Genomic DNA, 22,428 nt, shown 5'->3' with positions numbered 1-22,428 from the left:
GTCTGATTGGCACGGTCGATGCGGTCTTTATCAGTCTGGGTGATGCGCTGGGCGCGTTGGCGCGTGGTGATTTCACGCATCGCATTGACGCCAGCTACGAGGGTGTGTTCGACCGCTTGAAACAGGATGCCAATCGCAGCGCGCAGCAGTTGTCGGAGACCGTGGGCAAGGTCACGGCTGCGGCATCGACTGTCCGTGATGCGGCCGCGGAGATTTCGACCGGCAGCAACGATCTTGCCGGGCGTACCGAGCAGCAGGCGGCCAGCCTGGAGCAGACGGCAGCCTCGATGCACCAGATCACCGCAACGGTGAAGCAGAACGCCGACAATGCCGAAGCCGCCAACAAGCTGGCGGTGACGGCACGCGATACGGCACAGAAGGGCGGTCAGGTGGTGGCCGACGCGGTCACTGCCGTGACCCAGATCGAGGGCAGCGCACAGAAAATCTCCGATATCGTCGGGCTGATTGACGAGATCGCCTTCCAGACCAACCTGCTGGCACTGAATGCCAGTGTCGAAGCTGCCCGCGCCGGTGAAGCCGGCAAGGGCTTCGCCGTGGTGGCGCAGGAGGTGCGCGCCCTTGCACAGCGCTCGGCTGATGCGTCGAAGGAGATCAAGACGCTGATCCAGGCCTCCAACAGCCAGGTCAAGACTGGGGCGGCGCTGGTCAACCAGGCCGGCAGTTCACTGACCGAGATTGTCTCGGCGGTGAAAAAAGTGGCCGATATCATCGGCGAGATTTCGTCCGCCAGCCGCGAGCAGGCGGTCGGTCTGGAAGAGGTCAACACCGCGGTCGCCAATATGGACGAGATGACCCAGCGCAACGGCGCCCTGGTCGAACAGACCACGGCTTCGGCCCAGGCGATGGCCCGGCAGGCCCAGGATTTGGCCGATTTGGTAGGACAATTCCGGGTTTAAGGGTGTCAATTTAGCAGTTGAACCAGCCGGCTGGCGCGTTATACCCATCTCCGTCTTTTAGGCTCATCTTTTCTAGGAGGTCGACATGGCCACGGATGCCATTCGGGTCGCGATTTTGGGTGCCAGCGGGTATACCGGTGCGGAACTGCTCCGCTTGGTCCTGCGCCATCCGCGCGTCCGGGTGGTCGCCCTGACTGCCGACCGGAAGGCCGGCGAGGGGATCGAGACGGTCTTCCCGCAGTTTCTCGGCCTTGGCCTGCCCAAGCTGGTGACCATCAAGGAAGTGGACTGGAGCGGCGTGGACGCCGTCTTCTGTGCCCTGCCGCATGGCACCACGCAGGAGGTGATTGCCGGCCTGCCGGACCATCTCAAGATCGTCGATCTGTCGGCGGACTTCCGGCTGCGCAACCTGGACGAATACGCCAAGTGGTATGGCCATGAGCACCGGGCTCCGAAGCTGCAGGACGAGGCGGTTTACGGCCTGACCGAGATGTATCGCAGCCAGGTGGCCAAGGCGCGGCTGGTGGCCAATCCGGGCTGCTATCCGACTTCGGTGCAGCTGCCGCTGATGCCGCTGCTGGAAGCCGGCCAGATCGATGCCGACGATATCGTGATCGACGCCAAGTCCGGCGTGTCGGGTGCCGGCCGTGCGCTCAAGGAGGGCTCGCTCTATTGCGAGGCCGCCGAGGGCACGCATGCCTACGGGATCGGTTCGCACCGGCATGGCCCCGAGATCGAGCAGATCCTGTCGGATTCCGCCGGGCGGCCCATCGTGGTCAACTTTACCCCGCATCTGATGCCGATGAACCGGGGCATGCTGTCCAGCATCTATGTGAAGATGCAGCCCGGCGTCAGCGCCGATGACCTGCGGGCCACCCTGGTGCAGCGCTATGCCGAAGAGCCCTTCGTGCAGATTGTGCCGCAGGGTGTGTCGCCGCAGACCCGCCATGTGCGTGGCACCAATGCCTGCCATATCGGCGTGTTTGCCGATCGGGTGAAGGGCCGTGCCATGCTGTTCTCGGTGATCGACAACCTGATGAAGGGTGCGAGCGGCCAGGCGGTGCAGAACTTCAATGTGATGTACGGCCTGCCGGAGACGATGGGGCTGGAACAGATCGCTCTGTTCCCGTGACCTTGATCCTGCCGTTCGGCGACAAGCATCCGGCCATCGCGCCGGATGCCTTTGTCGCGCCGAATGCCACCGTGATCGGCGATACCGAGATCGGCGCGCGCAGCTCGATCTGGTTCGGTGTCACCATCCGCGGCGACGTCAACAGCATCCGTATCGGCAGCGACACCAACATTCAGGATGGCAGCGTGGTGCATGTCACGCGGGCCAAATTCGCCACGCTGATCGGCTCTGGTGTCACCATCGGCCATCTGGCTCTGGTGCATGGCTGCACGCTGCAGGACAACTGCTTTGTCGGCATGCAGGCCACAGTGATGGACGGCTGCGTGATCGAGAGCCGGGGCATGCTGGCCGCCGGTGCGTTGCTGACACCGGGCAAGACCATTGCCAGCGGCGAACTCTGGGCCGGTCGGCCGGCCAGGCTGATGCGCCGGCTGGACGAGGCGGAATTGCGGAATATCACTGAAACTGCAGCACATTATGCTCGTCTGGGCGGTACCTACCGGGCCCAGCCAGCAACCATCCGTTAACACTTTCTTGAATTCCGCCCGTTAACAATCCATCCTTATCAAAAATCCGGCCCGCCGGCCGGCCCGCGGATGGAAACATGACGACCGGCGATACCCATACCTCCTGGCCAGATGATCTGTACGATCAGATCAAAGCGCATGGTGAATTCCTGTCCGGCCGTCTGGGTAAGCTGACCCGCGGCAAGCAGCTCACGCTGGTGGGCGCCGATCTTACCGGGATCAAGCTGGTTGGCATGAACCTGCAGCGCACGGTGTTCCGTGGCTGCCGCTTCTATTGTGCCGATCTGCGCAATTCCGATTTCAGTCAGGCGGTGCTCACCGGCTGCGATTTTTCCGGCGCGGATCTCACCAACGCGCGCTTTGTCTGGGCCAACCTGCGTGGTGCCGATCTGTCGCGCGCGATCCTCAAGGGTACGCGCTTCGAGAATGCCGATATGCGACCGATGACCGATCCGCCGGTGCCGCCTCATGGCAAGGGCGGTGTGGTCTCGCTGAGCGATACCACACTGCACAACACCAATCTGACCCAGGCCAAGCTGCTGGGCGCATCTTTCGTAGGCGCCATCCTGGACGGCTGCATCCTTGAGGGCGCCGATCTGGAAGGTGCTGATTTTTCCTATTCGACCCTCAGCAATGTGCAGTTCAAGAACACCAAGCTGCACAATGCGAATTTCAATCTGGCTGATTTCCCGCCCGAACTGCTGCCGCAGTTGCAAGGCAGCGGCGCGCGGATACCCAAGGAAGTGCCGCCGGAAGTGCTGGAGCAGGTGGTGCAGGATCATCAGACTTGGATCGATACCGATGGCCATAAAGGCCGTCGCGCCATCATGTCGGGCTGGTATCTGTCACGCGCGCATCTGGTGCAGGCCAACCTCAACGGTGCCGATCTGCGTCAGGCCAATCTGTCGAATGCCAATCTGCATGGTGCCAAGCTGATCTGCTCGGACATGCGGGATTGCAATCTGATGTATGCCAATCTCACCGATGCCGATTTGCGCGGTGCGCTGATTGATGGCTCGCGCGGATTGCCCGTCGTGCTCAACGACAAGAAAAACTAGGCGACAATACGTTCTGAAATTTTCAGCGGCGGCGAGAAGCGGCCGGACTGCCGCCGGCTCTCGCCGGCTTGCTGAGGTTCTTCAGGGCGCGGATGATGCGCCGCCAGACCAGCATGCCAACGAAATTGTTGCCCACCGTCATTTCGGCCAGCTGGCGGTTGGCATGGGCTTCGGCGCCCCGGGCGCCATAATCGGCGATCAGGTCTCGGGCCGTGCGCCAGATTTCTGCATCAGAGCTCATGCCAGGCAGGGTGCGGGTAAAAGGTTATCGAAGTGTAGGTGAAATTGGTTAATTTCGCAGGATTATACCGGATCACGCACCTTGCTGATGGCAATCCCGAGGTTGTCCAGCAGGTCTTTCTGCAGCTTTTCGCTATTGCCGTGAATGCCCTGGGCCAGAACCACATACATGGCATCGACATGGATGCTGATGACTTCGAGCTGGGCTTCGTTGGGCAGCGCCAGATCGGTGATGAAATCCTTCAGCGACTTGGCCAGATGGCTGAGCAGGGGATAGCCGAACGTACCGCCCATGCCTTTGATGTCGAACGCCAGCTCGGCGATCGTGGTCAGGATGAAGATGCGCGACAGTGAATCGTCTTCTGCCGCCTTCACCTGCATCCGCATTTCGCGCAGCTTTTCCAGCACGTCCTTGGAGAAAGCATCGGCAGACTCGCCGATCACCTGTTCGATGCGTCCGCGTACCTCGTCGGTCAGGGTCAAATCGAGACCGGTGTGATTGTTCACCGCGCGTTGTCGCAGTGCCTGCGACGCTTTGATGAACTTTGGCTTGTCGTCGGCCTTTGCCATTCCGTGCCGTTCCCCCGATCCGCAGGCCGTATAGCTCTAGCCTGAATGCCCGCGATGCGGGCAATCGCGGTTATATCGGGCAGGGCGCGGCCTGTACACCATCAGGCTGGTGACTGTGCACAGGCCGGCATGCGGTTCAGCTGCCGACCAGGCCACCATCGCGCTTGGTGATCACCACCACGGAAGGCCGCGGTGGCATGCCGGGCTGGAAATCAGGCCAGCGGGTGGCGGGGTCCTCGAAGGTTGAACCTTTGCCGCTGCTGGTGAATTTCTCGCCACCATCGGTCGCGGGATGCTGCACGGCGACGAAGAAGGTTCTGCCATCCGGGGTGAAACAGGGGCCGCACATTTCGGCACCGACCGGAACGCGGAAAAACATCTTGCCCAGGCCGCGATTGGGCCCTTCGGTTTCCAGTGCCCAGACGCCATCAGCGGTGCCACTGGCCTTCTCCCAGGCCTCGCCTTGGTCGGTGGTGATCCAAAGCCGCCCTTGCGGATCGACAGCCGCATTATCCGGGCAGGCAAACCAGCCGTTCCTGCTGGTCTGGGGGTGGAATTTCGCACCCGTCTTGGGATCGGCCGGGTTGCCGCCCTGCACCAGCAGGGACCAGCCGGCCTTCTGCGCGGCATGATCGCCGCCCGGCGGTGTCATTTCCAGTACCTGGCCCCATTCATTGGCGGCACGGGTATTGGCGGCATCGAGCTGGTCGGCCTTGCGTCGGCTGTTGTTGGTCAGCATGACATAGACCTTGCCTGTGACCGGGTTGATCTCGATGTCTTCCGGCCGGTCCATCTTGGTGGCACCGAGCAGGTCGGCCGCACGGCGGGTTTCGATCAGTACATCGGCCTGGCTGCTAAAGCCGTTGGCAGTGGTCAGCGGACCCTGACCGAAGACCAGCGGCAGCCAGTCCACCGAACCATCGGCATTGTACTTCGCCACCGACAGGATGCCCTCGTCGAGCAGGCCGAGATTGGCGCGGCGATCATTGGCGTTGTAGCGCCGTGCCGAGACGAAGCGGTAGACATACTCAAAGCGTTCATCGTCGCCCGAATACAGCACCACGCGGCCATCGCTGTTGACGATCACGGCCGCGCCTTCGTGCTTGCAGCGGCCCAGTGCAGTGCGCTTCTTCGGCACGAATTGCGGATCGTAAGGATCGACTTCCACCATCCAGCCGAAGCGGTTCGCCTCGTTCGGTTCCTTGGTCACATCGAACCGCTCGAAATACTGACCCCAGTTATACCAGTTGCCGGGCACCTCGTAGCGCTTGTGATTGCGCTCCTCGGGATGGCCGGCCTCCATCTTGCCCCAGAAGTAACCGTGGAAATTTTCCTCGGCGGTGAGAACCGTCCCCCAGGGCGTTATGCCCCCCGCGCAATTGTTGAGCATGCCGGCGACGCGTGCACCGCTTGGATCGGCCTTCGTCTTCATCCGCGCGTGACCAGCGGCGGGGCCGGTCAGCTCCATCATGGTGGTGCCGCCATCAATGCGACGCGCATAGCGGCTGCCGGCCACAACAGCCCATTTTCCAGCTTCGCTGCGTTCGATCTCGATGATGCTGGCACCGTGCGCGGCCATCTCGATCTCGACCAGATTGCGGGTCATGTCCTTGAACAGCTTGTCCTTGACATCCTGCCGGCCGATGCCGGGGAACATGACCTCTTCATTGGTATATTCATGATTGATGAACAGCAGGCCGCGGTTGGAATTCGTGCTGCCCATCGGTAGCGGCAGGTAACCGATGAAGTCGTTGTTGTAGCCGAACTGCTTCAGCTGCGCGGCAGCGGTCTGGCGCTGCGGATCAAAAGCCGGCGCATCCGGCGCGACTGCGTCGCCCCAGCGGATCAGGATGTCTGCATCGTAGCCGGGGGCGACATGGTGGGTGCGGTCGACACCATGGCTGATCTCGGTGAACGTGAAGCGGGGTGCGGCCGTTTGGGCCTGCGCCTGGTCGCCCAGTGCTACGCCGATGCCGGCAGTGCCCAATCCGGCGATGGCGGTGCCGGCCAGCAGCCCCTTCAGCACATCGCGGCGGTGATATCTATGGTTAATGACATCGGCGATCGTATCGTTCCCGCTGGGGTTGATCCCGATATCTTGTGATTGTTCATAGGCTTCGCTGCGGCTGAGGCCGGTGGGGGCGTGCTGGGGCATGGCGTAACTCCTGAGAATCGGACCTGAGCAGATCCGCCAGATGGTTAGCCTGCCCGTGTGACGGGACGATGAATGCGGGGCATGTCCAACCTGACGTTTCGGCAGGGGACAAAATTTCGACTAAAGTAGAGGTGGATAAAGGGCCTAGAATACAACGACATCCTGCACAACCGGGTAGGCGTTACGCTACACTTACCCCAACAGGGAAAAAGCGAACGGCCCGGATAACAGGGCGCGTCGCGGGTTCGGGATGCAAATTCCGGAGGCGGGGAGGAGTGATGCGAGTGTTTTCCAATCTGCCAGCGGGTCTAAGAGTTGGCCTGGCAATTATGTGTTTGGCAGTTGCGGCATCAGGCTGGATCTGGATGGCCAGCCGTGCCGGTGGCGATCCCACCGTGGCGATTGTCGCTGGCCTCGCCGTCCTGCTTTTGGGCGGCGTGATGATCGGGTCGCTGGCAGGGGGCAGTGGCGCGGTGATTGAACTGCTGCGCGGTTGGCCGGGGTCCGCCATGCGGATTGGCGATGCGCCGGGCAACCTGCGTGAGCCGCTGCAGGATCTGTCGCGCCGCTGGAACGATGAGACTGCGCGCCGGGAGGCCCTGGAACGACGTCTGGCCGATTGCGAAACCGAGCTTGCAGAGTTGCGGCGCGCCGACAGTGCCGTGATTGGCGAAATCGCGGCGCTTTGCGGCGATATCGACAAGGGCATTCTCAACCGACGGGTTTCGGCGCATGAGGGTGAGGCAGAGTCGCATCACCTGGCCGAGCGCTTCAACCATATGGCAGAAACCCTGGACGGGGTTGTCAGTGACCTGAAAGAGCTGTTCAGCCGCATGGCCGAAGGCGACCTTTCAACCGGCATGGACAACAGCTATAGCGGCGATTTCGCGGTGATCCGCGAGGGCACCGTGCAGGCTGCCGAACGCCTGGGTGGCGTTATCGGCACTATTGTGCAGGCGGCGAATTCAATTTCCAGTGCATCGGTGCAGCTCAACCGGGAGGCCAAGGGGCTGGCGGAGAGCGCTGAGGCACAGTCAGACAGCCTTGATCGTACGGCGGGAGATGCTGCGGCGCTGAGCGAGGCGGCGCGCGCCAACGAGGCCGCAGCCAAGCGCGCCAGCCAGCGCGCCGAGCAGGCCCGCGCCGCGGCGCAAAACGGCGTGCTGGTGGTACGCCGTTCGGTGGAGGCCATGAACGAGATGGCGGAAATGTCGCATCGCATTTCCGAGATCACATCGCTGATCAACGAAATCGCGTTCCAGACCAATCTGCTGGCACTGAATGCTTCGGTTGAGGCGGCGCGTGCGGGCGAGGCTGGCAAGGGCTTCGCCGTGGTGGCGCAGGAAGTGCGGGCGCTGGCCCAGCGTTCGGCCAATGCCTCCAAGGATATCGGCGCCATCATCAAGCAATCCGATGACAAGGTGAAATCCGGCGTCACCCTGGTGAGCGAAACCGGCAAGGTGCTGAACGGAATCGTCGAGGCGATTGATTCGATGGGCCAGCAACTCGACGAGATCGAGCAGGCCAGCACCGACCAGTCCGGACGGGTCAATGCCGTAACGGGCTCAATCACCGAAATCAACGCAGCGACGCGTGGCTATCTGGCCGTGGTGCAGCGTACCGGCAAGGCCATTCAGGATATCGACCAGCAGGTCGCCAATCTGGCCACCCAGATCGCTTTTGTCACCACCACGGTGGACCGTCCGCTGCTGCTGACGGCACAGGCCGGGGCGGCACGGATCAGCGAAGCCTTCGAGGAGGCGGTGCGACGTGGCGAAATCGGCATGGATGATCTGTTCGATGAAAACTATGCGCCGATCAAGGGCACCAATCCGCAGCAATACATGACCCGCTTTGTGAAATTCACTGATGCGGTGCTGCCATCTATCCAGGAGTCGCTGTTAGGCTCCAATGCCGACATCACCTTCTGTGTCGCCATCGACCGGAATGGCTTCATCCCGACCCATAACCAGAAATACTGCCAGCCGCAGGGCAATGATCCGGTCTGGAACACGGCCAATTCGCGCAATCGCCGTCTGTTCAACGATCCTGTCGGCCTTGCCTGCGGCCGTAACGTCAAATCCTACCTGCTGCAGTGCTATCGTCGCGACATGGGTGGCGGCGTCTTCGTGCTGATGAAGGATATGTCGGCACCAATCGTGGTGCAGGGTCGCCACTGGGGCGGCTTCCGTATCGGTTACAAAACCAACTGATCAAAAAAGAAAGGGCCGCCATCAGGCGGCCCTTTTGATTCATAGAGCAGGTCTGGATCAGACGCGCTCGATCACCATGGCAATGCCCTGGCCGACGCCGATGCACATGGTGCACAGGCCATAGCGGCCACCGGTGCGCTCCAGATGGTTTAGCGCCGTGGTGATCAGGCGCGCACCGCTCATGCCCAGCGGATGACCGATGGCGATGGCGCCGCCATTCGGATTCACATAGGTGGCGTCGTCAGGCACATTGAGCTGGCGCAGAACTGCCAGAGCCTGGGCAGCAAAGGCTTCGTTCAGCTCGATCACATCCATGTCGCGGATGCTCAGACCGGCCTTGGCCAACACCTTTTCAGTCGCCGGCACCGGGCCGATGCCCATGATGCGCGGCGGCACGCCGGCGCTCGCGGTCGCGATGATGCGGCCGCGCGGCGTCAAGCCATGCTTCTTGGCGGCCGCTTCGGATGCCAGGATCAGGGCCGCGGCGCCGTCATTGACGCCCGAGGCATTGCCCGCCGTGACCGTACCGCCCTGGCGGAACGGCGTCGGCAGCTTGGCCAGGGCTTCCAGTGTCGTATCGCGGGGATGCTCGTCACGGTCGACCACCACCGGGTCACCCTTGCGGCTCGGGATGGAGACCGAGGTGATCTCGGCCTCGAACAGGCCGAGCTTGATGGCGTTCAGCGCCTTCTGCTGGCTGCGCAGGGCGAAGGCATCCTGGTCGGCGCGGCTGATCTGATACTGCTCGGCCACGTTCTCTGCCGTTTCCGGCATGGAATCGACGCCATGCTTCTGCTTCATCAGCTTGTTGACGAAGCGCCAGCCGATGGTGGTGTCATGGATTTCGGCCGTGCGCGAAAACGCGCTTTCCGCCTTGGCCATCACGAAAGGCGCGCGGCTCATGCTTTCCACGCCGCCGGTGATCACCAGATCCATTTCCCCGGTCTTGATGCCGCGCGCACCGGCGCCGGCAGCCTCCAGGCCCGAACCGCACAGGCGGTTGACGGTGGCGCCGGGAACCTTTTCCGGCAGACCGGCCAGCAGCAGGGCCATGCGGGCAACGTTGCGGTTGTCCTCGCCGGCCTGGTTGGCGCAGCCATAGATCACGTCGTCGATGGCCTGCCAGTCGACCGTCGGATTGCGTTGCATCAGCGCCTTGATGGGCACTGCGCCGAGATCGTCGGCGCGCACGCTGGACAGTGAACCGCCATAGCGGCCAACGGGCGTGCGGATGGCGTCACAGATGAATGCCTCGGTCATATGTCTCTCCCTAGGGTCTCTCGGCCGAGTGGAACAAACGCCGCCAGGGTTCAGACCGGCGGCGTGCGGGCGATGATGGCGGAGTAAAGTGCGGAGTCAACATTTCCACCGGAACAGACAGCAACCACCGTGCGGTTAGCGCACGGAACCTTGCCGTTCAGCACCGAGGCCAGGGCTGCTGCACCACCGGGTTCGACCACCAGTTTGAAATAGTTGAAGGCGGTTGCCATGGCGGTTTCGACTTCGGCATCGGTGGCGGAAACCGCGCCCTTCAGATTGGCGCTCATCACGCCGAAGGTGATGTCGCCCGGATGCGGTGCCATCAACGCGTCGCAGAAGGTGTTGCCCTTGCCGGCATGGCTGGTGATCTTGCCGGCCTTGAGCGAGAGGTCGATATCGTCGAACTGATCCGGTTCGGCGCAATACACATCCGTTGCCGGCAGGCGGTCCTTGATCGCCAGCGCGATGCCCGAGATCAGGCCGCCGCCGGAGGCCGGCGCCAGCACCGCATCAGGCTTGATGTCGCGTTCGGCGCATTGCGCGGCGATCTCCAGGCCGGTGGTGCCCTGGCCGCAGATGATATGCGGATCGTTGAACGGCGGCACCAGGATCATGCCGCGCTCGTCGGAATACCGCCGGCCGATGGCTTCACGGTCTTCGTTGTGACGATCGTAAAGCACCACCTCGGCGCCATAGGCGCGCGTGTTGCTGATCTTGATTTTGGGGGCGTCGCTGGGCATCACGATGACGGCCGGCGTACCGCAGAGCTTGGCGGCCCAGGCACAGGCCTGGGCATGGTTGCCCGACGAGAAGGCGACGATACCGCGCTTGCGTTCATCGGCATTCAGGCGGCTGATCCGGTTATAGGCACCGCGGAACTTGAACGACCCGCTTACCTGCAAAGGTTCCGCCTTGACCAGCAGCCGGCCGCCCAGGCGCTCGTTGAGGAACTGGCTTTCGAGCAGGGGTGTGCGGACGGCAATGCCGCGCAGTTGGCGGGCGGCATCCTCAACGTCGCTGACGGTGGGCAGGACAGGCAGTTTGGCAGGCGCGTTCATCGGTGGCTCTCTGTTGCTATAGAGGGAGGCCGCCGGACCCCGATAACCCGGCAGCGGACCGCCGGATTATAGCATGCAGGCTGCAGGGTTACAGGTCTGCGAGAAAGGCGTCGATGGCGGTTTCAGCAGCTGGTTCGTCCAGCATGGGGACATGGCCGACATCGGGCACGGTGACAGCAATCATCCCGGCATGTTCGCGCTTCATGCGCACGAAAGTGTCGGCGGTCAGGATATCCGACAGTGCGCCGCGCAGGGCGAGCAGGGGCAGCGGTCGAAGGCTGCGGAACATCGGCCAGAGGTCGGGCAGCGGTTGTCTGGCCTGGGCCTTGAGCGCTGTAGCGATGTTCAGGTCATAATCCAGTTTCAGTCCACCGCCAGACTTGTCCTCGGTGAATGTGCCGCGCGCGATCCGTTGCCAGCCGGCGGTATCGAGTTTGGGATAGGCTCCGATATAATTCTGCTGCAGATGCACGATGGCATCATCCCAGGATGAGGGGCGCAATGCGTGGCCGACATAGCCGGCAATCCGCTGGCGACCGTCTTCCTTCACATCGGGGCCGATGTCGTTGACAATTGCAGCTGCCATCAGTGTAGGCACGGCGGTGCCCAGCGCCATGGTCAGAATGCCCCCCAGCGACGTGCCCATGACAATGACGCGCGACACATGTGTCACGGCCAGCAGATGCTGGATGTCATTGAGATAGACGGCGGGTTCGTAATGCATCGGATCGGGGTCGTAGGCCGAGCGGCCGCGCCCCCGGTAATCCAGGCAGATCACCCGCCGCGTGGCCGCATGTCGTGTTGCGAATTCGTGGAAGTCGTTGGAATTCCGCGTCAGCCCGGTCAGACACAGCAATGGGGTACGGTTTGCCAGGCGATCACCATAGTCGCGGTAATAGAGCCGCAGGCCATCATGGCTATGGAATGTGTGCTCGCTGAAGCCCGGATTGCTCAAGCGGCCACCCCCAGCACAGCCGGCACATCGCTCAGGCTGCGCAGAACTGCATCGGGCGGATTGGGCAGGCGTTCGGCCGGCTGGCCGCTGCGGTTGATCCAGATCGCGAAAAAGCCGGCGCGCTTGCCGGCGTGAATATCCCAGCCATTGCTGCTGTGAAAGGCTATTGCCGCGGCGGGCAGGACCAGACGCTCCATCGCCAGCCGGTAGATGCGCGGATCGGGCTTGTAGATACCGACCTCCTCAACCGAAATCAGATGGTCGATCAGATCGGCAATCCCGGCCGAGCGACAGGCGGCCTCCAGCATGGCCGGCGCTCCATTCGACAGGATACCGGTCACCAGTCCGGCAGCCTTGAGCTGGCGCAGCATCGCAGGCGCTTCGGGATAACAGGCCAGGTTGAAGTACAAATCGAGCAGGCGTTGCCGCATGCCAGGCCCATTCACCCCATGCGCATCCAGCGCATAGTCCAATGCATCGGCCGTCACCTGCCAGAAATCGACATGGGCGCCCATCAGGCTGCGCAGCCATGAATAGTTCAACTGCTTGATCCGCCAGGTGTCGGCCAGCGGCTGCCACTGCGGCCCGATGTCGTCGGCCAATGCGCGCGCCGCCGCGCTGACATCGAACAGCGTGCCATAGGCATCAAACAGGCAGGCCTTGATTCCCATCGGCGCTGTCATGGATCAGCAGGGCGCGCTGCTGCAGGCCTGCCGCGGCAGGCCGCGCATATCGGTATACATGCGGTCGATGGTGCCGGGCTGGCTGTGCAGCAGGGTGCGGTAAATCTGCACGCCCTCCAGCACACGCTGCACGTAATTCCGGGTCTCCGAGAAGGGGATCAGTTCGATCCAGTCGATCACATCGACATTGGGTTGGCGCGGATCGCCCCAGTCCTTGATCCAGCGGCGTACGCGGGCCTCGCCAGCATTATAGCCAGCCAGGGCCAGAACGTAGTTGTTGTCCCAGTTCTGCAGCAGCCCCTTCAGGTAAAACGAGCCGAGGCGGACATTGTACGATGCGTTCTGTGTCAACTGGCCCTGGTCGAAGCCGAGCTTCATGTCTTTGGCAACACCCTTGGCCGTGGCCGGCATCAGCTGCATCAGGCCGCGGGCGCCTGCGGGCGAAACGGCGGTCTGGTTGAATTCGCTTTCCTGCCGCGCGAGTGCAAGCACCAGCGCGGTTTCCGGTTCGTCCACGCGCAGCATCGGTTCGACCAGCGGATAGGCTTCCTGCACCAGGATCACGCCCTGTCGCGCCGAACGCTTGCTGGAGGCGATCGCGAGGTCGACGCGACGCAGGTTGCGGGCAAGCTGCGCCACCAGTTTATGCTCTTCAGGCGTGCTGGCTGTATTGACCAGCCGCATGATGAAGGGCCGCAACCGCTCCTCCATGTCCAGTTCGACCAGTATCTGCGCTGCGCGCACCACTTCACGGCGCTGGAAATGCTTCACGGCATCCGGTGTCGGCTGGATCGGGTCAGGCAGGTCGAGCGGACTTTTCGCGTCCAGCTCATGGGCCGCGAGCTGGCCGTAGAAGGTGGTGCCATGTCGGGCAGCTTGGCTGTACCAGTGCCGCGCCTGTTCTGCGTCGCCCAGGGCTTTATGCGTGCGACCGAGCCAGTAGGCGGCCCGCGACAGGCTGACCGGGAAGCGCACGGCATCCTGCAGCGCGGTGAAATGCTTGAGGGCTGCCTTCGGCTCCTGCAGCAGGCGCAGGGCGATCCAGCCGGCCAGCCATTCGGCATCGGCCATCGCAGCGCCGCCTTTCACACCATGACCGGCGGCCAGGCGGTAGGCTTCCGAAATGCGGCCTTCGGCCATGGCCTTGCGGGCGCGAAAATGTCGCTCGACCCACCATTTCTCGGCCCGGCCAAGGTCATCGGGTGCGTTGTAGAGCAGGGCTTCGACCACATCGTCCATGCCGCGCTTGCGTTGCCAGCGCAGGCGGTCGTAGTTCAGACCGCCATCGTCTCGTAGATGCGCCGGTAGACCCGCAACCAGTTTCTCGGCGCCGGCGACATTGTTAGCCAGCGCGATCCGGGTTTCGGCCAGCTGGCGGGCATCGGCATCCAGACGCGGCAGCATGCGGCGGGCGGCTTCGATATTGCCATCCCACAGCAGGCGATCGGTGCGTGCGGCGTGGTCGGTTGCGCTGAAGCGATGGCCGAATTCCGCCCAGAGCACCTTTTCATCGCGCAGCGCCAGATTGCCGTCGACCCAGGCGCGGCGCATCACCGGGAAGGCGTCTTTCTCGCGACCGAGGCGCAGCAGCGTTTCACCCAGGCGCAGCAGGCCAAGGCCGGTTTCCGGCGGATGGGCGTCGAACCAGGCGATGATGCGGCCATCGCCGGTTGAGCCGTCGATGGCTTCCTCGGCGCGTCGCAAGAGGGCCTCGCGGGCCGGCCAGTCCGGCTTGGTCTCGATGAAGGTGGTGATCTCGTCGAAGCTGGCACCGCTGTTGGCGGTTTGCAGCCACAGCCAGCGGGTCAGCTGGGCGATCATCGGTTCCCGTGCCGTGGCGGCGATGCGCCGGGCGGCATCGAAACGATTGGCGGCGGCTTCCTGCAGGGCCTTGCGGCCGATCTCGCGATCGTTCGCGCTGAGAATCTCATTCTGGGCCGGCAGCTTGGTCTGCTCTGGCTTGGCTGGCGGGGTGCCGCGCCGGGGTTTGGGAGAGGGGACCGGGATGGCAGTGGAGGTCGAGGCCAGCTCGGGGGAGGGCTTTGCCTCGGGCAGCGGCTGGCGCGCCAGGGCTGGAACACTCAAGGCGAGCACAAGCCCGGCTGTCAGGGCCACGGTCAGGCCCCGTCTCCAGGCATCAGAGTGACAATTGGTACAATCCAGCAGCACGGCGAATCTTTCGCAATTCCAGATAGATGATAGCAGTCTGCCGGCCCAGGCAAAAGCACGGCTTACCCTTGATGGGGGCAGCCGGCGCGAGTAAGGTCGCGGCACATCCGTTTGGTAACGCGCAAAGGTAAAGGAACTACCATGTTCAAGGGCTCGTTCGTCGCACTCATCACCCCGTTCAAGAAGGGGCAAGTGGACGAGAAAGCATTCGGCGATTTCGTCGAATGGCAGATTGCCCAGGGCACGCACGGTCTGGTGCCGGTCGGCACCACCGGCGAATCCCCGACGCTCAGCCATGATGAGCACAAGCGCGTGGTCGAAATCTGCATCGAGGCTGCCCATGGCCGCGTCCCGGTGATGGCCGGCACCGGCTCGAATTCGACCGACGAGGCGATCGAGCTGACCCTGCATGCCCAGGAGGCCGGTGCCGATGCCGCCCTGATCGTGACGCCCTATTACAACAAGCCGACCCAGGCCGGCCTGTATGCCCATTACAAGGCGATCCACGACGCCACCAAGATTCCGATCTTCATCTACAACATCCCGCCGCGCTGCGTGATCGACATGTCGGTCGAAACCATGGCGACGCTGTCCAAGCTGCCGCGCATCCGCGGTGTGAAGGATGCCACCGGCAATATCGAACGTCCGCTGAAGCAGCGTATCGCCTCTGGGGCGAAGTTCTGCCAGCTGGATGGCGACGACACCACCGCGCTGGCCTTCAACGCCCATGGCGGCACCGGCTGCATTTCGGTGACCGGCAATATCGCACCGAAGCTGGTGTCGCAGATGCAGGAAGCCAGCCTTGCCGGCGACCATGCCAAGGCGCTGGCGATACAGGAAAAGCTGATGCCGCTGCACAGCGCGCTGTTCGCCGAGACCAGCCCCGGTCCGGTGAAATATGCGGCCGCCATGCTGGGCATCTGTTCTGATGAGGTGCGTCTGCCGCTGGTGAAGCCGGGCAAGGCGACCACGGATCGCGTCAAGGCGCTGGTCAAGCAGCTCGGCCTGACCGGACCGAAGGCCAAGGGCGGCAAGTCTGCGTCCAAGGCCAAGGCCGGCAAGAAAAAGAAGAAGTAAGGCTACATGGCCCAGCAACCGCGCACGGTGGCTGAAAACCGCCGGGCGCGCTACGACTATCATCTGGACGAGACCTTCGATGCCGGTGTGGCATTGGTCGGTTCGGAGGTGAAAAGCCTGCGCGATGGTCGCGCCAGCATCCAGGACGCCTATGCGGCGGAGCAGGGCGGCGAGATCTGGCTGATCAACTCGCATATTCCGGAGTATCACGGCGCCAACCGCTTCAATCATGAGCCGCGGCGGCAGCGCAAGCTGCTGCTCAAGCATCGCGAGATCGACAAGATGATCGGCGCGCTGAAGCGTGGCGGCGTGACTTTGGTGCCGCTCACCATATATTTCAACGAGCGCGGCCGGGCCAAGGTGAAGCTGGCGCTGGCACGCGGCAAGAAGCTGCACGACAAGCGCGCGACCGAGAAGGAGCGCGACTGGAAACGCGAGCAGCACCGGTTGCTGAAGACCAAGGAATAGCTTCACTGACGGAGGCGAGGCGATGAGCGACGAGTACAAACCCGGGCTGCTCGGCCAGATCAAAGACAAGCTGATCGCCTCCAAGCAGCAATGGGCCAAGGATGGTCGGCTGCTGACCGGAGAAACCTCGTCCCCCGACAAGCGCCGGCTACCGCCGGGCCAGCGCCTGACCCGCGACTGGCCGGTGCTCGACCTTGGCGTGCAGCCCAATATTCTGCTCGACCGCTGGCAACTCACCGCTGGCGGTATGGTCGAGAAGCCGGTCAAGCTGGATTGGAACGATTTCCTCGACCTGCCGCAGAGCGACAGCGTTTCCGACATCCATTGCGTCACCGCCTGGTCGCGCTACGACAACCGCTGGTCCGGTGTGCTGGCGCGCGATTTCCTCAAGCTGGTGAAACCGCGGTCCGAGGTGAAACACGTCGTGTTTCAGTCCTATGACGGCTATGCCACCAATGTGACGCTGGAGATGTTTGCCGCCTCCGACGTGCTGCTGGCGCATTCCTGGGAGGGGTCGCCGCTGACCCGCGAGCATGGCGGACCGGTGCGAATCGTGATGCCGCAATTCTATTTCTGGAAATCGGCGAAGTGGGTTAAGCATATCGCGTTTCTGGATCGCGATGCGCCGGGCTACTGGGAAGTGCGCGGCTATCACAATACCGGCGATCCGTGGAAGGAAGACCGTTACGGCTGAGCTCGCTCCGACTGAGTCTGCTCAGCGGACGGGCGTAGAGTCGGGGGACGCATGGACCAGCAGCGTGGATTGATTTACGGCCAGCATCCTGGCCTGCGCTTCGCCCTTATCATGGACGGCTCCGGCGGTGCGCGCGAGGTCGGCTGGGATGAGGTGCGCCACTGGCGGCCGGCCCAGGGCGTGATCTGGGTGCATCTGGAACGCGACGATCCAACGGCGGCCAAATGGCTGCGCGAGGAAAGCGGGCTGGACATGGTGGTCTGCGATGCGCTGCTGGCCGAGGAGTCGCGCCCGCGCATCCAGGAAATGGCCTCTGGCCTGATCGCGGTGCTGCGCGGGGTCAATCGCGATCCGCATGAAAATACGCTCGACCTGGTGCCGATCCATCTCTGGGCCGACGAGACGCGCATGATCTCCCTGCGTGACAAGGATCACTACCTGCATGCCCTGCGCGACATTCGTGAGGAACTGGGCGAGGGGCAGGGGCCGCTGCATGTCGGTCATCTGCTGACCAAGATCGCCCGCCGTGTCTTCAAGTATATCGAACCGATCCTCGAGCAGCTGGAAGACGAGGTCGATGCCTTCGATCACCAGATCGAGGAATGCGATGTGCGCGAGGCGCGCGGCGAGTTGAGCGACATGCGCCGCCGGGTGATCGCCCTGCGCCGCTACATGGCGCCACAGCGTGAGGCCATGTTCCGCCTGCAGGGGGCAGGCGCGGTCTGGATCATGCCGCGCGACCGCCAGCGCCTGCGCGAACTGACCGACAAGGTGCTGCGCAGCGTGGAAACGCTGGATTCCCTGCGCGACCGCCTGACCATCCTGCATGAAGACCTGACCACGCTGATGAGCGAGCAGATCGCGCAGACCACCAACCGCCTGACGGCGCTGACCGCGGTTCTGCTGCCGCCCAGCCTGATTGCCGGCCTGCTCGGCGTGAATGTCGCCGGCATTCCGTTTGCCGACGAACCCTGGGCTTTCGGCGCCATTTGCGCCACCACGGTCGGCATGCTCATCGCCGAGGTGTGGCTGCTGCGCAAGATGAAGTGGTTCTGATCAACGCCTGACGTTGGCGCGGATCAGCGGATGCGCCAGTCCCTCGGCAATCAGGTCATGAGGATGCACGCGGCCGAAATGCGCGTTGGGTGACCAGGCGTCCAGCGCCGGATCATAGTCGAACCATGGCGCCAGCCCGACCACCAGATGACAGCGCGATTGCGCAGTCAGCGCCGTGGCGAAAACCCGGTGCGGCATGTTGGTGTCCCACGACCAGGCAAAGCCATGGCGCAGGTGATGGCGCTGGGCAGTTGCCGAGCCGGGTTCAGGTTCGCTGAGCTCGGTTTCGATCTCGAGCAGGTATTCCGGCGCGGTCCAGACCGGAATGTTGATGCGCAGATTATGGAAGATGCTTTCGTCGCGATGCCAGCCGTAGCTGTCTTTCATGGCTTCCGGGTTGTTGCCGGGGATTACGCTGAGGCGTGAGCGGATCACCGGCAGGGTGAAGCCGCACATCAGTTCGCCCAGCGCGCCATGCAGTGCCGCTGGCGTCAGCGCGCGGAAGCCGTAACTGTCGTAATAGTCGCCTTTCTGCTTTGGCATTTGCGCCTGCGTCATGGCGGTGGCGTAGAAGTATTCGCCATTGCGCAGATGCGCCGAACCCAGGGTGGCGGCATGCGGATCGCCGGGGATATCCGGATTATGGGTCAGCGACAGCGAGCCATAAGCGGGCTCCGCCACATCGTCGGCCGTATTGCGGAAGCCGCGCAGGCGGTGGGTGCTGACCACCGCACGGCAGGCCTGTTCCAGGGCGGCCAGGTCGATGGCCAGGTCGTAGCGCTGCAGCACCGAGCGATGCTGCAGGAACGGCTGCATCGCCTCGTCCAGGCCAAAGGCCCGGTTCAGATGGCCGAATACGGTTTCGGCGTCGGGGATGCACGAATTCCTGATTTGTTCCATAATGTGAAGCCTGAATAAGTGATTGGAATATATGAATATGAGTGGGCATTTTATCATTCCACCGTAAAGTTGCCAATATGTTCTTTAAAAGAATGGGCGCTTTATGGCGCCCATGTCATGTCGGGATCGAGCGGATAGATCGGCCGAGGCACCTGACGCCAGGGCACATTCTGCAGCACCGGCGTGGTCAGGCCCGGCACATCGACCTCGATGATGCGGTCATCGGGGAAGAAGATATCGAAGCCGGCGCGGAAATGGCCGCGCGACTTCACCACCAGGCAGCGCAGCTTGGTTATGTCGACCCCGAAGGTCTCAAAGAACATCGGATCGAGCGCCTGATGGCGATGGGTCATCACCACCACCTGGATGCCGCCGACCTGTACCAGCGCGGCCGGCCCCATATCCAGCGTGCGGCCGGCCGCCATGCCACGTCGGCCGACAAACAGGCCATCGCTCAGTGCCACCACTTTGCCCTCTGCCATGAAAGGATCGGAGAAGGTGGTGGTTTCATCGCGGTTGAAGCGCGCGTTGAACGTGGCGCCGACACCCAGCTTGTACGCCTCCGCTGCCAGCGGCGGATCGAATACCGGGCCGATGGCGCAGCCGGCGACGCCGGCCTTGTGGAAGGCAGCCAGGATGAAACTGGTATTGCCGCGTCCGCCGCCGCCCGGGTTGTCGGCGACATCGGCAAACAGCAGGGAGGGCTTGCCGGGATCACGGCTGCAGGCCAGTGCCATCTCGGTGCAGCGCTCCAGGCTGGTGAGGTGGGTGATGAAGCGCTGGCGCTGGCTCCAGGCGTAAGCGGCGACATCGCGGGCCACGACAGCGGCCTGCTTTTTGTCGGTCGCGGTCACGATCACCGACATGCCGTTCTTCGGCGTGTCGCCCAGCGAGAAGCCCGATGACACGGAAACATCAATCACACCATTGCCGACCTGCTTCTGGCCATAGGCGATCACATCGGCATAGGGGCCGGACTTGGTATTCTGGCTGGTCGAGGGCGGAATGAAGGGCAGCTTCACGAAGGCGGCATGCGGTTTCATGCCGCCCAGCATGGCCTTCAGATGGCGGGCGCAATCGGCGCCGCGGTCTGGCATGTCGGTATGCGGGTTCTCGCGATAGGCCACCAGGATGTCTGCCAGCTCCACCATGGCCGGGCTGACATTGGCGTGCAGGTCCAGCGTGGCAACCACCGGAACATCCGCGCCGACAATCTCGCGTACGGCACGGAACACGGTGCCATCCGGATCAACATCAACGGTCGCCGTGGCGGCACCATGCTGCGACAGGAAAACGGCATCGACCGGGCCGGCAGCACGCAGCAACTGGCGCATGCGCTCAACCACCTCATCGAAGAAAGGCTGATCCACCGGACCGGACGCGCCCACGGCCGCCATCACCAGCGGCACCGGTTGCCAGTCGGCAATCCGGCCCATTTCAGCCGTGAAACCGGTCAATGTCGTCGGGCTGCGCGGATTGGCGCTGGCGAGGTCGGCCAGCAGGGCGTCGCCTTCCAGATGGACGCTTGCGGCGAACTCTTCCCGCGTCGAAACCGGAGCATGGCCGTTGCTCTCCAGCATGAAGCCACCAATGGCGATGCGATACCTGCGCGGCATGGTCTTATGTCACCCTGTCTGATTGACACTGGATACGAAGGAGTTTGTTATAGGTCTGACGCGAGACCAAAAACCAGAAGGAAAAACGGAATGCTTCCAGTTTCCCGCCGCCTGTTCATGGGTGGAACGCTTGCGACTCTGGCGGCAGCCGGCGTTGGATCAAATGCCTTCGCCCAGGGTGGCCCCACACTGGTGATCGGCACCAAGCTCGAGCTCAACACGCTCGACCCGCATTTCTTCAATGGTTTCCCGCAGGGCTCGTCGCATAGCGTGATCTTCGATGCGCTTCTGGCGCTGGACAGCGAATTGCGGTTGATACCCGGCCTGGCTACCGCGTGGCGCAATATCGACCCGCTGACCTGGGAATTCGACCTGCGGCAGAATGTGAAATTCCACGATGGTTCGGCTTTTACCGCCGATGACGTGATCGCCACGCTGGAGCGCGTGCCGAAGGTGCCGAACAGCCCGAATCCCTTCACGCAGTTCAGCCGCTCGATCATTGGCAGCGAGAAACTGGGCGACCACAAGATCCGCTTCAAGACGGCAACGCCGACGCCGACCCTGGCGTCTGATCTGGCACGCGTCTTCATCATTTCCAAGAAGCATGTTGCCGCCAGCACGGCCGATTTCAACAATGGCGCCGCAGGGGCCGCCATTGGCACCGGGCCTTACAAAGTGGCGGAGTGGGTGAACGGCCAGCAGTTGGTGTTGGTCCGCAATGACGCTTATTGGGGCGCGAAGCAGCCCTGGGCCAAAGTAACTGAACGCGTCATCAAGGGCGATGCCGGCCGTATTGCCGCGCTGTTGTCCGGCGATGTCGATGCCATCGACGAGGTGCCGACGCTCGACCTCCCGCGCATCAAGCAGGACAAGCGCTTCAGCGTTACCAGCGGCACTTCGGCCACGGTTCAGTATATCGCCATGGACGCCGCGCGCGACGTCAGCCCCTTCATTTCGGCCAAGGAGGGCCAGCCGGCCCTGCTGGGCAACCCGCTGAAGGACAAGCGTGTGCGCAAGGCGCTGTCGCTGGCCATCAATCGCAAGCTGATCGTCGACCGTATCCTGGACGGTTCGGCTGTGCCGGCCTCGCAGTTCCTGCCGTCGCGTTTTGATGGCACCAGCGCCAAGCTGAAGGTCGATCCCTTCGATCTCGACAGGGCCAAGGCGCTGATGAAGGAAGCCGGTTATGCCAATGGCTTCAAGATCACCCTGCATGCCACCAACGACCGCTATCCGAAAGACAAGGACATCGCTCAGGCGGTTGGTCAGGCCTGGACGCGACTGGGCCTGCAGGTGAGCGTCGAGGCGCTGCCCGGCACGGTGTTCTTCAGCCAGGCAACCAAACAGGAATACTCCACTTTCATGGCGCAATACGGCACCGAGGATGCATCCATCGGTCCGCGTGCCTTGGTGCATACGCCCGGCGGCATCTATGGCACAGCCAACCGCACCCGCTTCTCGCATACCGATATCGATGCGGCGATCGAGAAGGCGCAGGCGGAAATGGACCCGGTGAAGCGCAAACCGCTGGTGCAGGCCGCCATCGAGATTTCGATGGAGGAGCAGGCGATCATTCCGATCTTCCATCCGAATGCCGAGATGGCCAGCAAGGCCAATGTCGTCATCACGCCGCGGCCAGAGCGGCGTTTCAATGCGCTGATGATGAAGCCCAAGGCCTGA

The 22,428-nt window shown here is 62.9% G+C and carries 20 protein-coding genes; 10 read left to right on the top strand and 10 right to left on the bottom strand.

Going from position 1 to position 22,428, the window contains the following annotated elements:
* The 4 genes from AAG799_RS07985 to AAG799_RS07970 all read left to right on the top strand — a co-directional run.
* The coding region (locus AAG799_RS07985) for a methyl-accepting chemotaxis protein (RefSeq protein ID WP_341895288.1) at positions 1-917 on the top strand (917 nt) is incomplete at its 5' end.
* Between the two features lie 85 nt (positions 918-1,002).
* A complete protein-coding gene (gene argC, locus AAG799_RS07980) occupies positions 1,003-2,049 on the top strand; it encodes an N-acetyl-gamma-glutamyl-phosphate reductase (protein WP_341895287.1) in 1,047 nt (348 codons plus the stop codon).
* A complete protein-coding gene (locus AAG799_RS07975) occupies positions 2,046-2,576 on the top strand; it encodes a gamma carbonic anhydrase family protein (protein ID WP_341895286.1) in 531 nt (176 codons plus the stop codon). The genes argC and AAG799_RS07975 overlap by 4 nt, the downstream gene beginning before the upstream one ends.
* A gap of 77 nt (positions 2,577-2,653) precedes the next feature.
* Positions 2,654-3,634, top strand: a complete 981-nt coding sequence (locus AAG799_RS07970) for a pentapeptide repeat-containing protein (RefSeq protein ID WP_341895285.1) — start codon at positions 2,654-2,656, stop codon at positions 3,632-3,634.
* A 22-nt stretch (positions 3,635-3,656) separates the two neighbouring features.
* Here the strand turns inward: AAG799_RS07970 and AAG799_RS07965 are convergent, their stop codons facing one another.
* From AAG799_RS07965 to AAG799_RS07955, 3 genes are all read right to left on the bottom strand, one after another.
* A complete protein-coding gene (locus AAG799_RS07965; RefSeq protein ID WP_341895284.1) occupies positions 3,657-3,875 on the bottom strand; it encodes a hypothetical protein in 219 nt (72 codons plus the stop codon).
* Positions 3,876-3,937: 62 nt separating this feature from the next.
* The gene (locus tag AAG799_RS07960) at positions 3,938-4,444 is read right to left on the bottom strand and encodes a hypothetical protein (RefSeq protein ID WP_341895283.1); all 507 of its coding nucleotides are present in this window, start codon (positions 4,442-4,444) and stop codon (positions 3,938-3,940) included.
* Between the two features lie 136 nt (positions 4,445-4,580).
* Positions 4,581-6,599, bottom strand: coding sequence for a PhoX family phosphatase (locus AAG799_RS07955; protein WP_341895282.1), 2,019 nt, complete (start codon positions 6,597-6,599; stop codon positions 4,581-4,583).
* Between the two features lie 365 nt (positions 6,600-6,964).
* Here AAG799_RS07955 and AAG799_RS07950 point away from each other — a divergent pair, with 365 nt between their 5' ends.
* Entirely contained in the window at positions 6,965-8,812 is a 1,848-nt protein-coding gene (locus tag AAG799_RS07950; protein ID WP_341895281.1) for a methyl-accepting chemotaxis protein, read from the top strand.
* Positions 8,813-8,869: 57 nt separating this feature from the next.
* Here AAG799_RS07950 and pcaF read toward each other — a convergent pair whose 3' ends face one another.
* From pcaF to AAG799_RS07925, 5 genes are all read right to left on the bottom strand, one after another.
* Positions 8,870-10,072 (bottom strand): 3-oxoadipyl-CoA thiolase, encoded by a 1,203-nt coding sequence (gene pcaF, locus AAG799_RS07945; RefSeq protein WP_341895280.1) that lies wholly within the window; start codon positions 10,070-10,072, stop codon positions 8,870-8,872.
* Between the two features lie 50 nt (positions 10,073-10,122).
* Positions 10,123-11,130 carry a threonine/serine dehydratase gene (locus tag AAG799_RS07940; RefSeq protein ID WP_341895279.1) on the bottom strand — a complete coding sequence of 336 codons (1,008 nt, stop codon included), beginning with the start codon at positions 11,128-11,130 and terminating at the stop codon, positions 10,123-10,125.
* A gap of 88 nt (positions 11,131-11,218) precedes the next feature.
* The gene (locus tag AAG799_RS07935; RefSeq protein WP_341895278.1) at positions 11,219-12,085 is read right to left on the bottom strand and encodes an alpha/beta hydrolase; all 867 of its coding nucleotides are present in this window, start codon (positions 12,083-12,085) and stop codon (positions 11,219-11,221) included.
* Positions 12,082-12,756, bottom strand: a complete 675-nt coding sequence (locus tag AAG799_RS07930) for a haloacid dehalogenase type II (protein WP_341895277.1) — start codon at positions 12,754-12,756, stop codon at positions 12,082-12,084. Before AAG799_RS07930 ends, AAG799_RS07935 begins: the two co-directional genes overlap by 4 nt.
* Before the next feature lie 15 nt (positions 12,757-12,771).
* Positions 12,772-14,883 (bottom strand): lytic transglycosylase domain-containing protein, encoded by a 2,112-nt coding sequence (locus tag AAG799_RS07925; RefSeq protein WP_341895276.1) that lies wholly within the window; start codon positions 14,881-14,883, stop codon positions 12,772-12,774.
* Between the two features lie 195 nt (positions 14,884-15,078).
* Here AAG799_RS07925 and dapA point away from each other — a divergent pair, with 195 nt between their 5' ends.
* From dapA to AAG799_RS07905, 4 genes are read left to right on the top strand one after another with little or no spacing between them, the layout of a single operon-like run.
* On the top strand, positions 15,079-16,014 hold the full coding sequence (gene dapA / locus AAG799_RS07920; protein ID WP_341895275.1) for a 4-hydroxy-tetrahydrodipicolinate synthase: 936 nt from the start codon (positions 15,079-15,081) through the stop codon (positions 16,012-16,014).
* Positions 16,015-16,020: 6 nt separating this feature from the next.
* Positions 16,021-16,482, top strand: coding sequence for an SsrA-binding protein SmpB (gene smpB / locus AAG799_RS07915; protein WP_341895274.1), 462 nt, complete (start codon positions 16,021-16,023; stop codon positions 16,480-16,482).
* 22 nt (positions 16,483-16,504) lie between these two features.
* Positions 16,505-17,176 carry a sulfite oxidase-like oxidoreductase gene (locus AAG799_RS07910; RefSeq protein WP_341895273.1) on the top strand — a complete coding sequence of 224 codons (672 nt, stop codon included), beginning with the start codon at positions 16,505-16,507 and terminating at the stop codon, positions 17,174-17,176.
* 51 nt (positions 17,177-17,227) lie between these two features.
* Entirely contained in the window at positions 17,228-18,232 is a 1,005-nt protein-coding gene (locus AAG799_RS07905; protein ID WP_341895272.1) for a zinc transporter ZntB, read from the top strand.
* Here the strand turns inward: AAG799_RS07905 and AAG799_RS07900 are convergent, their stop codons facing one another.
* Positions 18,233-19,132 (bottom strand): hypothetical protein, encoded by a 900-nt coding sequence (locus AAG799_RS07900; RefSeq protein WP_341895271.1) that lies wholly within the window; start codon positions 19,130-19,132, stop codon positions 18,233-18,235.
* A gap of 101 nt (positions 19,133-19,233) precedes the next feature.
* Entirely contained in the window at positions 19,234-20,748 is a 1,515-nt protein-coding gene (locus AAG799_RS07895) for a M81 family metallopeptidase (protein ID WP_341895270.1), read from the bottom strand.
* Positions 20,749-20,838: 90 nt separating this feature from the next.
* On the opposite strand from AAG799_RS07895, the gene AAG799_RS07890 reads away from it, so the two are divergent.
* Positions 20,839-22,428 carry an ABC transporter substrate-binding protein gene (locus AAG799_RS07890; RefSeq protein ID WP_341895269.1) on the top strand — a complete coding sequence of 530 codons (1,590 nt, stop codon included), beginning with the start codon at positions 20,839-20,841 and terminating at the stop codon, positions 22,426-22,428.

The sequence above is a fragment of the Ferrovibrio terrae genome (assembly GCF_943371255.1).
In the GTDB taxonomy this organism is placed as follows: domain Bacteria; phylum Pseudomonadota; class Alphaproteobacteria; order Ferrovibrionales; family Ferrovibrionaceae; genus Ferrovibrio; species Ferrovibrio terrae_B.
Note: the sequence above shows the minus strand (reverse complement) of the source record. Positions and strands in the feature narration are given on the sequence as shown.